This window comes from Dyella sp. KRB-257 (genome assembly GCF_049445995.1).
Taxonomy (GTDB): domain Bacteria; phylum Pseudomonadota; class Gammaproteobacteria; order Xanthomonadales; family Rhodanobacteraceae; genus Dyella_A.
On the sequence record NZ_JBMSDZ010000013.1, the window covers coordinates 64,971 to 78,577 of the forward strand.

9 protein-coding genes and 1 tRNA gene are annotated in these 13,607 nt (G+C 64.7%); 9 read left to right on the top strand and 1 reads right to left on the bottom strand.

Annotated elements, in window-relative coordinates:
• The first annotated feature begins 2 nt into the window (after positions 1-2).
• Complete coding sequence (locus ACO2Q2_RS11485) at positions 3-3,482, top strand: DEAD/DEAH box helicase family protein (protein WP_423255915.1); 3,480 nt, start codon at positions 3-5, stop codon at positions 3,480-3,482.
• A gap of 20 nt (positions 3,483-3,502) precedes the next feature.
• Positions 3,503-4,375, top strand: a complete 873-nt coding sequence (locus tag ACO2Q2_RS11490) for a GIY-YIG nuclease family protein (RefSeq protein WP_423255916.1) — start codon at positions 3,503-3,505, stop codon at positions 4,373-4,375.
• 290 nt (positions 4,376-4,665) lie between these two features.
• Here the strand turns inward: ACO2Q2_RS11490 and ACO2Q2_RS11495 are convergent.
• Positions 4,666-4,741: transfer RNA gene (locus ACO2Q2_RS11495), tRNA-Thr, on the bottom strand.
• Between the two features lie 222 nt (positions 4,742-4,963).
• Between ACO2Q2_RS11495 and ACO2Q2_RS11500 the strand changes: the two genes are divergently transcribed.
• The 7 genes from ACO2Q2_RS11500 (at position 4,964) to ACO2Q2_RS11530 (ending at position 13,549) form a co-directional block, all read left to right on the top strand.
• Entirely contained in the window at positions 4,964-6,814 is a 1,851-nt protein-coding gene (locus ACO2Q2_RS11500; RefSeq protein ID WP_423255917.1) for a diguanylate cyclase, read from the top strand.
• Positions 6,815-6,998: 184 nt separating this feature from the next.
• Entirely contained in the window at positions 6,999-7,643 is a 645-nt protein-coding gene (locus ACO2Q2_RS11505; protein ID WP_423255918.1) for a GspH/FimT family pseudopilin, read from the top strand.
• Entirely contained in the window at positions 7,640-8,110 is a 471-nt protein-coding gene (gene pilV, locus ACO2Q2_RS11510) for a type IV pilus modification protein PilV (protein WP_423255919.1), read from the top strand. Before ACO2Q2_RS11505 ends, pilV begins: the two co-directional genes overlap by 4 nt.
• Positions 8,107-9,123: a PilW family protein gene (locus ACO2Q2_RS11515; protein WP_423255920.1), complete on the top strand. Its 1,017-nt coding sequence runs from the start codon at positions 8,107-8,109 to the stop codon at positions 9,121-9,123. The genes pilV and ACO2Q2_RS11515 overlap by 4 nt, the downstream gene beginning before the upstream one ends.
• A 1-nt stretch (position 9,124) precedes the next feature.
• Positions 9,125-9,697 (top strand): pilus assembly PilX family protein, encoded by a 573-nt coding sequence (locus tag ACO2Q2_RS11520; RefSeq protein ID WP_423255921.1) that lies wholly within the window; start codon positions 9,125-9,127, stop codon positions 9,695-9,697.
• Between the two features lie 36 nt (positions 9,698-9,733).
• Positions 9,734-12,997: a PilC/PilY family type IV pilus protein gene (locus ACO2Q2_RS11525; RefSeq protein ID WP_423255922.1), complete on the top strand. Its 3,264-nt coding sequence runs from the start codon at positions 9,734-9,736 to the stop codon at positions 12,995-12,997.
• Between the two features lie 87 nt (positions 12,998-13,084).
• The gene (locus ACO2Q2_RS11530) at positions 13,085-13,549 is read left to right on the top strand and encodes a type IV pilin protein (protein WP_423255923.1); all 465 of its coding nucleotides are present in this window, start codon (positions 13,085-13,087) and stop codon (positions 13,547-13,549) included.
• Positions 13,550-13,607: the final 58 nt, after the last annotated feature.

Sequence of the window (13,607 nt, forward strand, 5' to 3'; positions counted from 1 at the left end):
CCATGACCAACTTCCAGTTCCTCCTCCCCGAGTTCAAAGCCCTCTACGAGCCGGCCAAGGGCGCGGAGCAACTGGTTTATTCCGATCCGCGGGCCTGCTGCATGCGCACCCGCCATGCGCTGGAGCAGGCGGTGCATTGGCTGTACGAGCACGACCGCGACCTGCGCATGCCGTACGACAGCGCACTCAATGTGCTGCTGACGGACCGCGACTTCCAACGGCTGCTGCCGCCGCACATCCACCAGAAGACCCGGCTGATCCAGAAGCTGGGCAACCAGGCGGTGCATGCCGGCCAGCCGATCGGCCAGCTGGATGCGCTGCGGCTGGTGCGCGAGCTGTTCCACGTGCTGTTCTGGCTGGCGCGCAGTTACACCCGCGCCAGCGACCCCAAGTCGCTGGAGGCGAGCTTCGATGAGAAGCTTGTTCCAAAGCTGGTGCGCGCCGACGAAGCCATCGCGCTGACCCGCGACGAGCTGAAGAAACAGGAAGCCACCTTCCAGCAGCAGATCGCTGCCCAGCACGCCACGCTGGAACAGCGCGAGGCGGCGATTGCCGAGCAGGCCGCCACGCTGGCCGAACGCGAGGCGCTGCTGGCCCAGGTCAACGCCAAGCTGGCGGAAGCCCGTGCCGAGCTGGCGCAGGCCAAGGCCGCCAACATCGCCGTGCCCGACACGCACGACTACGACGAGGCGGACACGCGCCGCTTCTTCATCGACGTGCTGCTGCGCGAGGCCGGCTGGACGGTGGGCGGCAACGCCTCAGTGGAAGTGCCGGTGGCCGGCATGCCCAACAACCAGGGCGAGGGCTTCGTCGACTACGTGCTGTGGGGCAGGGACGGCCTGCCGCTGGCCGTGGTGGAGGCCAAGCGCAGCCTGAAAGACCCGGACGTGGGGCAGCAGCAGGCCAAGCTCTACGCCGACTGCCTGGAGGTCGAGAAAGGCCGCCGCCCGCTGATCTTCTACACCAACGGCAACACCACCTGGCTGTGGGACGACCGCCGCGCGCCGCCACGCGAGGTGCAGGGGTTCTACACCCGCGAGGAACTGGAGCTGGCGATCCAGCGCCGGGGCATGCAGGGCGACCCGCGCACGCTGGCGATCAACACCGCCATCGTGGAGCGCCCCTACCAGCACCGGGCCATCCGCGCGATGGTCGAGGCGCTGGCCAGTGGCCGCCGCGCCGGCCTGCTGACCATGGCCACCGGCACCGGCAAGACCCGCACCGCCATCGCGCTGGTGGAGCTGCTGATGCGCTCCAACTGGGTCAAGCGCGTGCTGTTCCTGGCCGACCGCGTGGCACTGGTGAACCAGGCGGCCGGGGCGTTCAAGGAACACCTGCCGGACTCCAGCCCGGTGAACCTGGTGACCGAGAAGCACGGGCAGGGCCGGGTGTACCTCAGCACCTACCCGACCATGATGGGGCTGATCGACCAGATGGACGGCGACACCCGCCGCTACGGCGTCGGGTATTTCGACCTGGTGATCGTCGACGAGGCGCACCGCAGCGTGTACCAGAAATACGGCGCGATCTTCCGCTACTTCGACAGCTACCTGGTGGGCCTCACCGCTACCCCGCGCGACGAGGTGGACCGCGACACCTACCACCTGTTTGGCCTGGAAACCGGCGTGCCCACCGACGCCTACTCGCTGGACGAGGCGGTGGCGGACGGCTTCCTGGTGCCGCCGAAGGCGCATTCGGTGCCGATGAAGTTCGTGCGCGAAGGCATCAAGTACGACGAGCTGAGCGACGAGGAAAAGGAGCACTGGGAATCGCTGGACTGGGGCGACCGCGCCGGCGAGAGCGAGGAGGCCCCCAGCGAGGTGGCCGCCCCCGACATCAACAAGAAGCTGTTCAACCAGGACACCGTCGACAAGATGCTCCGCCACCTGATGGAGCACGGCCTGAAGGTGGAGGGTGGCGACAAGCTGGGCAAGACCATCATCTTCGCGGTGAACCAGAAGCATGCCGAGTTCGTCGCCAAGCGCTTCAACGACAACTATCCGCATTACAAAGGCGAGTTCGCCCGCGTGATCACCCACGCGGTGAACTACGCGCAGAGCCTGATCGACGACTTCGGCAGCAAGCTCAACAAGCTGCCGCAGATCGCCATTTCGGTGGACATGCTGGATACCGGCATCGACGTGCCGCAGGTGTTGAACCTGGTGTTCTTCAAGGCCGTACGCTCGAAGGTGAAGTTCCTGCAGATGATCGGTCGCGGCACCCGCCTGTGTCCGGATCTGTTCGCGCCGGGCGTGGACAAGACCGAGTTCTACATCTTCGACTTCTGCGCCAACTTCGAATACTTCAACGAGAATCCGCGCGGCGCGCTGGGCGGGCTGGCCGAGCCGCTGGGCAAGCGGCTGTTCAAGGCGCGGCTGGATCTGCTGTCGCTGCTGCCGGATGGGAAGGGTGACGAGGCCCATCCGCTCTCCGATGGCGTCGGTGGCTACGACACCCTGATGTTCCTGCGCGAAGGACTGACCGACGAGCTGCATGGCGAAGTAGCAGCGATGAACCTGGACAACTTCATCGTGCGCACCGAGCGCGAGCACGTCTCGCGCTTTCGCGAACGGGAGCAATGGAAGGCGCTGGACGATTCGGCGTTGGGCGACCTGCGCGGTCATGTGGCGGGCCTGCCCAGCGAGCGCGAGCCCGAGCACATCACCGCCAAACTGTTCGACCTGATCTGCCTCAACCTACAGCTGGCGCTGGTGCGCTCTACCGCTGACTTCGTCGGCTACCGCGACAAGATCATCGAGCTGGCCAGCGAGCTGGAGACCAAGGACACCATTCCGGCGGTGCGCGCCGAGCTGGCCCTGATCCAGGACGTGCAGTCCGAGGAGTTCTGGAAGGACATCACCCTGCCGATGATCGAGCAGGTGCGCCGCCACCTGCGCGGGCTGATCCAGTTCATCGAGCGCAAGTCGATCAAGCCGGTCTACAGCGTGTTGACCGACGAGATCGGCGAGGCGACGCGCGTCGTGCTGAAGGACTTCAGCACCGGCATCAACCTGGCCCAGTACAAGAAGAAGGTGGAGGCGTACATCCGTGCCAACGAGAACCACGTCGCCATCGCCAAGCTCAAACACAACAAGCCGCTGACGCCCACTGACCTGGCCGAGCTGGAGCGCTTTGTCTATGAGTCCGAGCCCGTGGAGAGCCGGGCACGCTTCGAGCAGGTGTTTGGCACCGAGCGCTCGCTGCCCGCCTTCATCCGTTCACTGGTCGGCCTGGATCGCGCGGCCGCCAAGGAAGCCTTCGGCCAGTTCCTCGACACCAGCCGCTACACCAGCCAGCAGATTCGCTTCATCGAGATGGTGATCGACCGCCTCACCGCGGCCGGTGTCATGGAGCCGGGGCAGCTCTACGATCCGCCGTTCACCAGCATCCACCACGAGGGACTGGACGGCACCTTCGGCGATAGCGACGCCGACGCAATCATCGGGGTGCTCGGTGAGATCAAGCGGCGAGCAGCGGCCTGATACCCGGACGCAGGGAGAGCATGGTGATCCAGCTGAACGACCTTTTGGAGAAAAGCGGCCTCGCCCCGCACGAGGTCATGGTGATGCGCCATCGGCCGACCGAGCCAAAACTGCACCGCGCGCTGCCGTGGTTGGCTCAGGATCAGCCGGAGGTCTACAACGCTTACCAGTCCCAGCACGGGCCGCGGGTGGAGCAATCCCTTGCAAAGAGGAAGTATCTCGCTTCGTTCATCGGCTGGAAGCCTGGGCGTGCGCTCTTTGTGGGTCTGTATGAGAACCGGGGGAGTCGCCGGATCAGCCGCAGGCAGTTTCTGGGCATGCCCGGGAACCAGGCGCTGCTGGACTACGGCACGCGTGGACCCGCAGATGGGCACGATCCACTTTGGTTTGAGCTCCAGCTTCGCGACGAGCTGTCTTCTTGGAAAGGCCGCCTGGAGTTGGAATGGACGGGCATCGATCGCTCGTGGTGGCGCCTTGCCGAAAAGAACGAATTTCCCGTCACCGCGATCCATGGCGAAAACCAGCTCGCTCGAGACATGCCTGACTGGCAGGAACTAGTGCTGAGTTGGCAGGAGTTGAAGGCCTTGCCGGGCAGTTGGGCAAGCCGCCTCGCCGAGTGGCGAGGGATCTACTACATCTTCGACACCGCCGAGCACCTGGGTTATGTCGGGGCGGCTTATGGCAACGAGAATGTCCTTGGTCGCTGGAAGAACTACGCGCGATCGGGAGATGGCGGCAATCGTCGGTTGATCGGCCGAGATCCTAACTACTTCGAGTTCAGCATTCTGGAGCGGGTGTCGCCAGACATGGGCGCTGAGGCCGTACAGGTGCTTGAGGCCCAGTGGAAGAAGCGGCTGCACACACGCTATCCATTCGGTCTCAACGACAACTGAGCGCAAATCGCCGCGTGCCGATCCCGGGGCGCCTCGCAGTGAGGCGAGTGGAGCAGGGCCGCATCGCAAGGCCAAACTGGCTAGCGGGCGAAGGGCTGTAGATGCCGAATCTCTGGGACAGTCTCGCTCCGAAGCCGCGCAGACGTTGCTGGTGGCAAGTGCCTATGTCCGGGACACTTTGGGGACATAAAAGGCGGTGTACGCGAGGTACAGATGGGGACAATTCGGGGACACCAAAAACAAAAAGGCCGAGAGTTCGCATCCTCGGCCTTTCTGTAAGTGCTTGATTTTGGTGCCGGAAATAGGAATCGAACCTACGACCTACGCATTACGAATGCGCCGCTCTACCAACTGAGCTATTCCGGCAAAGAGCCGCGGATTTTACGGGGCGCTGCAGGGCAGCGCAAGTTCCGCGGATGCGGTTTGCGACATTCGGTTTGCGACATTCAAGCTGACGGAGCACGAGCCGTTACTATCCCTGCACCGACCGGTGTCCCATGGCCATGGAGTGGCAGCCGACGAGCGCCCTCCGTGCTGCGATATGCGCCCTCACCGCGAATGCTTGCCGCCTGCCTCGTGGCGCTGTGCATGCTTTCCGTCGCGGCAGCGACGGGGCAGGGCGCGGTGGCGCCGTCCGGCGCCGGGTTCGATCGCCTGGCCGATCAGCTCGAACGCGGTGCGCTGGTCATCAACACGCACGACGATGCGCTGCGGCTGCTCGACCGGCTCAAGCGCGAGCTGCCGCCGCGGGACGCCCGCCGCGAGCTGCGTTACCGCTACATGTTCTGCATCCTGGGCATGGATGGCGACCCCGCCAAGGGCGTGGCGTATGCCGAGCAGGGTATCGCCGATGCCCGCCGCATCGGCTACACGGATGCGGAAATCAACTTCCATTTCTGCCGCGGTTCCATGCTGGAGTCGCTCACCACCCCCCGCGATGCGCTGCCCGACTACAACGCCGGCATCGAGATCGCCCGTCACGCGGAAAACACCCGGCTGGTGGCCGACGGCCTCACCTGGCGGGGCTCCGTGCAGTCCCTGCTTGGCGAACACGCGCTTGCGCTCGTCGACTTTCTGGAGGCACAGAAGTTCTACGACCGTGCCGGTGAGCCGATCGAGAGCGAGCAGAATCTGCTCAATATCGCCGTGGCCTACCGTCGGCTGGGCGAGCTCGAGGAGGCACGCGGTCATCTCGACAACCTGATGAAGCTGGGCATGGCGCGCAAGGATCTGCCGCAGCAGATGGCCGCGCACATGGAACTCGGTTTCCTCGACGCCGAGTCGAGCCCGCGGCAACTGCAGTCGGCGCGGAAACATTTCACGGCGGCGCTGCAGATGGCCCGCACCACCGGCAGCCATGTGGCGCAGGGCTCGGCCCACATGGCGCTGGCGCAGGTGCTCAACCAGATGGGCGACTACCACGGCGCCTTGCGTGAACTGGACGCGGCGCATGCCGAGGACGCCATCTCGGGCGATCAATCCGATGGCGACATGTTTGCCCTGCAGGAGGGCGTGGCGCACGCCGGCCTGGGCGATCACGCCCGGGCCATCGCCGACTTCAACCGTTCCGAGGCCCTCCTGCGGAAGAGCGGCAACCTGCGTTATCTCGCGCAGCTGCTCGATCACCGCTCGCGCAGTTACGAGGCGCTGGGAAAAACCGCGCAGGCGCTGGCGGACCTGCGGCGGATGGTGAAGGTGCACGAGGCGCTGGATCGCAAGGCGCAGTCGTACAACACCACGCTGATGAGCTACCAGTTCGATACCGCACGCAAGGAGCAGGAAAACCGCAGGCTCGAAGCCGATCGCAAGCTCCGCGATGAGCAGCTCGCCTCGCTCAAGCGCGTGCGCCACTGGCAGCGCACCGCCCTGGCCCTGGGCGGCGTGCTGATCGTGCTGCTGCTGTGGCAGGCGCAGCGCCAGCTGCGTCGGTCCCGCCGCCTGCACCGCATGGCGATGACCGATCCGCTGACCGGGGTGGCCAATCGGCGGGGGCTGGAATACGTCGGAGAGCGGGCGCTGCGGCACGCTTGCACGATGGACGAGCCGATGGCGCTGCTGGCGATGGATCTGGACCACTTCAAGCAGGTCAACGACGACCACGGCCATCCAGTGGGCGACGAGGTTCTGAAGCGGTTCTGCAGCCTGTGCACCGAGAGCCTGCGGCAGATCGATCGCATCGGGCGCATGGGCGGCGAGGAATTCCTGGTGGTTCTTCCCGGTACGGCCCTCGATGCGGCGCGACCCATTGCGGAGCGGCTTCGCGAGTCGGTGTCCGCACTGGTGCTCGACGATCTGGTGCCAGGCCTGCGCATCACGGTAAGCATCGGCGTCACCGAGCGCCGCGAATCGGACAAGGAGTTCAACCAATTGCTGACGCGCGCGGACCAGGCGCTCTACGCAGCGAAGCGGCAGGGGCGAAACCGGACGGAGTCCCTCTGAGTAACCGTGTTGAAAGTCAAGCAGTGAGAGGCGGATTTTGAGCGCCGGCCGAACCTGTGACGCCCGTCGCGCCATGCCGGAGCGCGTCGACCGCTGATCGGGGGAATGGCGCCGCTTGTCGGATGCAAGACCGGATCCGCGGCCCGCCATGATTATTCTCCGTGCCTTCAGATGGGGGATGACCATGGGCCAGTTTTTCAGGCAACCCGATCACGCCGGGGGCGCGGCCGGCAGCCGTGCGGGGCGATCGGGCGTCTGTGCGGGGCGATCCGTCGCTCCGCCCCGCGCCGCTCGACCGCAGCGGCGCGAGCGGGGTTTCACGCTGATCGAGCTGATGGTGACGGTGTTCGTCGCGGCGATCCTGGCGGTCATCGCGGTACCCAGCTTTCGCTCGATCATCGCCTCCAGCCAGCTGCGTTCGGCCGCCGACGACGTGTACAGCGCGGTGAACACGGCCCGCCTCGAAGCGATCAAGCGCAATGCGACCATCCAGCTTTGCGGAAGCCCGCAATCCACCAACGGCACCGGTACGCTGGCGACCAACTGCAGCACGCAGACGGCGGGCGCGATCGTCTCGTCCACCGGCGTGGGCGTCATCCGCTCGGGCTTACCCGGGATCAAGTCGCCGGTGCAGCTGAAGGGCGGTCTGACGGCGCTGCAGTTCGACAGCAACGGCATCGCCCACGCCGTGGGCAGTACGGCGAACTACACGGGCACGATCGCCGATATCTGCACCTCGGCGCTGTCGACCAACAATCATCGCCTCGTGCAGCTCGCAGCCGGGTCGATTGTTACCGTGGCCGATCCTTCCAGCGGAGCCTGCCCATGATCTCGCCTGGCCGCCATCGAATAGTGACCCGTTTGCAGGCCGGAGTCGGTCTGATCGAAGTGCTGGTTGCCTTGGTGGTGCTCTCGATCGGCCTGCTCGGCGTCGCCGCGCTCTTGGCGACCTCGCTCTCCACCAACAACAGCGCGATGTCGCGCAGCATGGCCGTTGTGTCCAGCTACTCCATTCTCGATGCGATGCGTGCCGACAGCACCAACGCCAAGGCGGGCCAGTACAACACCACGGTGACGGCCGATGCTTGTCCCACCGGGCAGGGCACGCTGGCCGCTGCTCAGCTGGCTGGCTGGTGCGGCCAGCTCGGGACGTACTTCGGCCAGACGGCCAATACGCAGGGCATCATCAACTGCACGACGCTGGGCATCTGTCAGGTGCAGGTGGTGTTCGACGACAGTCGTGCGGGGAAGGGTGGAGTCAATAACCAGACCGTGACCACGCAGGCCCAGCTATGAAGAAGTATCGGTCTCTCCGGCAGGCCGCCGGCTTCACCCTCGTCGAGCTGATGATCGCGATGCTGCTGGGGCTCATCGTCGTGGGTGGCGCGGTGAGCGTGTTCCTGGCCGGACAGAACACCTACACCACGAACACAGCCTTGGCCGATGTCCAGGAGAACTCCCGCGTGGCGTTCGAGATGCTCATGCAGGACTTGCGCGCAGCCGGACTCACCGGTTGCGACAACGCCGCCCCGGTGGCCAACGTGCTGCAGGACCAGGACACGCAGTGGTACGCGAACTTCGGCAACGCGGTGCACGGCTATACCGGTAGCCAGACCGATCCGGCCGTCACCACCGGCACTGCGCTCGGGCAGCGGGTGACTGGTACCGATTCGGTACAGATCCTCAGTGCGAACGACGCTGGGCTCAGCATCAAGACCTACGACAAGAATTCGGCGCAGTTCACGCTCAATCAACCCTCGCCCCTGGTGCCGGGCGACATCATCGTGGTGTGTGACCCCACCCACACGGCGATCACCCAGGTGACCGGGCCGAGCAGCGCCAGCAGTACCAACGTCGAGGTGGTGAGCAACACCGGCAACACGGTGTATCCCGGCAACTGCTCCAAAGGTCTCGGTTTCCCGCCGGTGTGCACCCCCAACGGCAACCAGTACGTGTTCCAGTCCAATTCGCAGATCATCAAGCTGCAGGCCCACGACTGGTACATCGGCTACAACTCTGCGGGCACCAAGTCGCTGTTTCGCGGTTCGGTCAATACTCACTCGAGCAATACGAGCGCGCCGGCGATCTCCGATGAAATGGTGCGCGACGTCACCGACATGCAGCTGCGCTACCACGTGCAGGGCGAGGCGCGCTTCAAGACCGCCGACCTCGTCGCCGACTGGTCGAGAGTCGACGCGGTCCAGGCGACGCTGACGCTGGAGAGCACCAACAAGCGTGCCAGTACCGCCCAGCAGGCAATCAGCCGCAAGTTCACGGCCACCGCCACCATTCGCAACCGGGTGAACTGAAATGATGCATACCAGCCCTCGGTATTCCACCATTCTGCTCGCGCGACGGCAGCGAGGCGTCGCCCTGGTCGTTGCGCTGCTGCTGCTACTGGTCATCACGATCGTAGGCCTGGCCGCCGTGCGCAGCACGACCATGCAGCAGAAGATGACCTCCAACTTCCTCGACCGTCAGATCGCCTTCCAGGCGGCCGAGGCGGCGCTGCGGCAAGGCGAGGTAGCGGTGCAGGCAGCCACGTCACCGGGAAACTTCTACAACTGCACGCCCACGGGAGGAAACAACTGTTTGGTCAATCCCATGGCTGATGCCAATGTGCCGACCAGCCAGTATGTGACGGTCGCACAAACCGCATTTGACGCAGGGGCGCTCTCGGCAAGCCAGCCCCAGTATGTGGTCGAGTACCTCGGGAATTTCCAGATTCCCTCGCCGGCCGTCAGCCAGGTATCCAGCTGCTCGGGCTACGGTCCGTGCAGTTCCAACAGCACCGCCGATTTCTTCCGCATTACCGCGCGCAGCGGTCCGGCCAATGCCGGCGACCGTGCCACGGTGACCCTGCAGTCGATCTACCGCAAGTAACGGCGAACGTCGTCCTGTCCTGATTGGGAAACCACCATGAAGCGCAATTTCCTCATCGCCAGCCCGCTGCTGACGCTCCTCTGCTTCGGCGGGGTGGCGCACGCCACCACCTATACCGACAACTTCTCGGGTGCGCAGGCGACACTCGACTGGAAAGCGCTGGACTACGCCTGCCTCACCGCCGGTTCCGGCACGGGCAGCATTCCCAAGTGCGCCAGCCCGAATGACAATCCGGGATATGGTGCCCTCCGGCTCACTCCTGCCGTAAACGAGAAAACCGGCGCGATCCTTTCCAACTTCAGTTTTCCCCTGAATCAGGGCCTGCAGGTCACGTTCACCACCTACACCTATGGTGGCGACAGTGGCGGTACGGCAGGGGATGGTGCCGATGGCATCACGTTCTTCATGACCGACGGCACCCAGCCGGTACCGTCCACGGCCGGTGCGCTGGGTGGCAGCCTGGGTTACAGCTGCTCGAACATCAACTCCAAATACGAAGGCCTGGCCAACGCCTACCTCGGTCTGGGTATCGATGAATTCGGAAACTTTCTGAACAGTGGCGATAACACCAACACCGGTGTGGTAAATACCCATTACTCGGGCGATACCTCGTTCGGCTTCAACACCTGGTACAACGGCGGACACCAATATCAGCCGATGCGCATTGGCCTGCGTGGCGCAGGAAACCTGACCTGGGCTTATCTGCAGTCGCTGAATCCCGACTACTACTCCGGTTCGCCGAACAAGAGCAAGCTGACCGCGGTTTGCAGGAGTGGCAAATACGTCAATGACGATGGCGACCATGCGTGGTTGCCCGCCTACACCAATTACGCGGTCATCCCTGGAGGCTATCGGGTGCTCCCGAATTCGCAGAAGATCGCCAAGGAGAGTGCCACCACGCGCACCGACGCATACCCGATCACCTACAAGATCACCATCTCGCCGTCGGGTTTGCTCAACTTCGCCTACAGCTACAACAACGGCGCGTTCACCCCAGTTCTTGCCAACCGCCTGATCACCCAGGACAACGGCCCGCTGCCCAGCGCGCTGCGCTTCGGCTTCTCGTCCGGTACGGGCGGCAGCAACAACGTCCACGAGATCACCTGTTTCCAGGCTTCGCCGCTGCAGTCCAACTCCAGCGCGGCGACCAACACGATCCAGTCCGGCGAAGTGAAGATCGGGTCGCAGGTCTACCTGGCCACCTACACGCCCGACAACTGGTGGGGTTCGGTGCAATCGCTGCCCCTGGTGACCACCAACGGAACGCTGAGTATTTCCACCCAGGCGAACTGGGACGCCAGCTGCGTGCTGACCGGCGGTGCCTGCCCGGCCATGGGGACCGATGCCAACGGCAATGCCACCACCACGGTGACCGCCGAGTCGCCGTCCTCGCGCCAGCTGATGACCTGGAATCCGACCAGCGGGCAGGGTGTGGGTCTGCAGTGGTCCAACCTGACCACCACGCAGCAGACCGCCCTCAACAGCACCGACAGCCTCGGCCAGGACCGCGTGAGCTGGCTGCGCGGCACCCGCAGCGTCGAGCAGCTGCAGTCGCCGCCGGGCAACCTGCGGGCGCGTACCAAGGTGCTCGGCGACGTCATTGACTCCAGTCCGACCTTCGTCGGTGCGCCGGTTTCGGGCACCTTGCCTGACTCGTTCGCCGATGCGCTGTACAGCAATGCGAGCATCCCCGAGGCGGCAAGCGGGGCACAAAGCTACAGCGCTTTCGTGACCGCGCAGACCGGGCGCACCAACATGGTCTACGTGGGTGCCAATGACGGCTTCCTGCACGGCTTCGAGGCTGGTGCCTACGACAGCTCCGGCAGCTACGTCAGCACCCTCAACGACGGTAAGGAACTGCTCGGTTACCTGCCGTCCGGCCTGTTGACGGGCAGCAAGCTGGTCAACCTCACCAGCCCGGTCTATACGCACGACTTCTATGTCGATGCGACACCGGGTGTGGGTGACCTGTTCTACGGCAACGCCTGGCACACCTGGCTGGTGGGCGGTGTGGGTACGGCCGGCAGCGAGATCTACGCGCTGGACATCACCAATCCGGGCAACTTCTCCGAGCCCAATGCCGCCAGCCTGGTGAAGGGTGATTGGATCGGCGGTTCCGGTTCGCTCAGCCACCTGGGCAAGACCGTGGGGACGCCGATCATCGTGCGCATGCACAACGGCCAGTGGGCGATCATCTTCGGCAACGGCCTGGACAGCGGGCAGACAGCAGGCGTCTACATCGGGCTGGTCGACTCGACCACCGGTGCGGTGACGTTCCAGTTCCTCGATACCAAGATCGGGAGCTCCACGTCCGCCAACGGCATCGCCTACGTGACCTCGGCCGACCTCGACGGCGACCACATCGTCGACTACCTGTACGGCGGCGACCTGCAGGGCAACGTCTGGCGCTTCGATGTGACCAGCAAGAACAGCAACAGCTGGTCGGTATCCAAGTTCGGCGCAAGCGGCGCCAACAACTTCAATCCGCTGTTCGTCGCCAAGGACGCCTCCAGCAACCTGCAGCCGATCACCACCTCGCCGGTGGTGGCCAGCGTGCGCACCGGCAACACCAACCGGCTCATGGTTTTTTTCGGCACGGGTCATAAGACCCCGTTCACCGCCAGCCAGGGCGACCAGTACGCCAGCGGCACCCAGACCTTCTATGGCATCTGGGACTACGACATGAGCAACTGGAACAGCATGGCGTCGATCAAGTACGCGACGCTTTCCGGAACCCAGTCGATCTCGCGCAGCACGCTGCTGCAGCAGGCGCTGGTGTCGCAGACGACCGGCAGCGGCAACGGGCAGGTGCTCGGCTACCGCACGCTGCCGACCTCCAGCAAGGTCTGCTGGAAGGGATCGACCGATTGCGCCAGCAACAACAACGAGTACGGCTGGTATTTCGACCTGCCCGATACCCATGAGCAGATCATCTACAATCCGACCATCGTGGAGGGTGCGGTGGTGGTGAACACCGCGGTCCCGCCGACCATTTCGGCCATCCAGTGCAACCCGGGCCTGCAGACCGGTTGGACCATGGCGTTCGATCCGGCCTCCGGTGGCGGCGTGAAGAATGGCTTCTTTCCGGGCATCAGCGGTGGCTTCGGCGCCGGGGACGATGGTTCGGTCACCTCGGGCATCCGGTTAGACGCGGTGGGTACGGTGACGACGGTCAAGTACGGTGGCGACACCTACATCGTCACCCAGACCGTGCAAGGCGCCGCCAAGCTCAGCAAGGTCAATCCGCCGAACAACGAGAACCCGTCCCGCGTGTCGTGGCGCGAGCTGCGTTCGAACTGACAGCGTGCAGTGCAAGGCAATCGGCAGCGGCGCATCTGGCGCCGCCGCCCGCCCGGCGAGTCGGGCAAGGATCCAGGAGAACGATCGATGTCCCACCCGCACCGTAAATTCCAGTCCAAGCACCGTGGCGCCGGCTTCTCGCTGATCGAGTTGATGATCGTGGTGGCGATCATCGCGATCCTGGCGGCCATCGCCTTTCCGTCCTACACGCGCTACGTCACGCGCACGCACCGTGTGGCAGCCGAGGGCTGCCTGTCGGAGCTGGGCAACTACATGGAGCGCTTCTACACGACCAACCTGCGTTACGACCAGGACAGTTCGGCCACGGCGCCCTCGATCACCGGCTTCGATTGCGAGGGCGCCGCCCAGACGGGGAATGACTACACATACCAGTTCAAGGCGGGCCAGCCGACCCGATCCACCTTCGTCATCGAGGCCGTTCCGCAAGGGGCGCAGGCCACGCGCGACGCCAGTTGCGGCACGCTGTCGCTCGATCAGGCGGGTACGCGCACGGTCAGCGGTACCGGGGCCTTGTCGGATTGCTGGCGCTGAGAGGAAAAAATCGCCCGCCTGCTGCGGCCGCCGCCAAACGCCCGTGCCGGCGGCGCGC

What these genes read in the sequence shown, in the direction of transcription:
- ACO2Q2_RS11485 (WP_423255915.1), top strand. Translation starts at nt 3, where the DNA reads ATGACCAACTTCCAGTTCCTCCTCCCCGAGTTCAAAGCCCTCTACGAG.
- ACO2Q2_RS11490 (WP_423255916.1), top strand. Translation starts at nt 3,503, where the DNA reads ATGGTGATCCAGCTGAACGACCTTTTGGAGAAAAGCGGCCTCGCCCCG.
- ACO2Q2_RS11500 (WP_423255917.1), top strand. Translation starts at nt 4,964, where the DNA reads ATGCTTTCCGTCGCGGCAGCGACGGGGCAGGGCGCGGTGGCGCCGTCC.
- ACO2Q2_RS11505 (WP_423255918.1), top strand. Translation starts at nt 6,999, where the DNA reads ATGGGCCAGTTTTTCAGGCAACCCGATCACGCCGGGGGCGCGGCCGGC.
- pilV (WP_423255919.1), top strand. Translation starts at nt 7,640, where the DNA reads ATGATCTCGCCTGGCCGCCATCGAATAGTGACCCGTTTGCAGGCCGGA.
- ACO2Q2_RS11515 (WP_423255920.1), top strand. Translation starts at nt 8,107, where the DNA reads ATGAAGAAGTATCGGTCTCTCCGGCAGGCCGCCGGCTTCACCCTCGTC.
- ACO2Q2_RS11520 (WP_423255921.1), top strand. Translation starts at nt 9,125, where the DNA reads ATGATGCATACCAGCCCTCGGTATTCCACCATTCTGCTCGCGCGACGG.
- ACO2Q2_RS11525 (WP_423255922.1), top strand. Translation starts at nt 9,734, where the DNA reads ATGAAGCGCAATTTCCTCATCGCCAGCCCGCTGCTGACGCTCCTCTGC.
- ACO2Q2_RS11530 (WP_423255923.1), top strand. Translation starts at nt 13,085, where the DNA reads ATGTCCCACCCGCACCGTAAATTCCAGTCCAAGCACCGTGGCGCCGGC.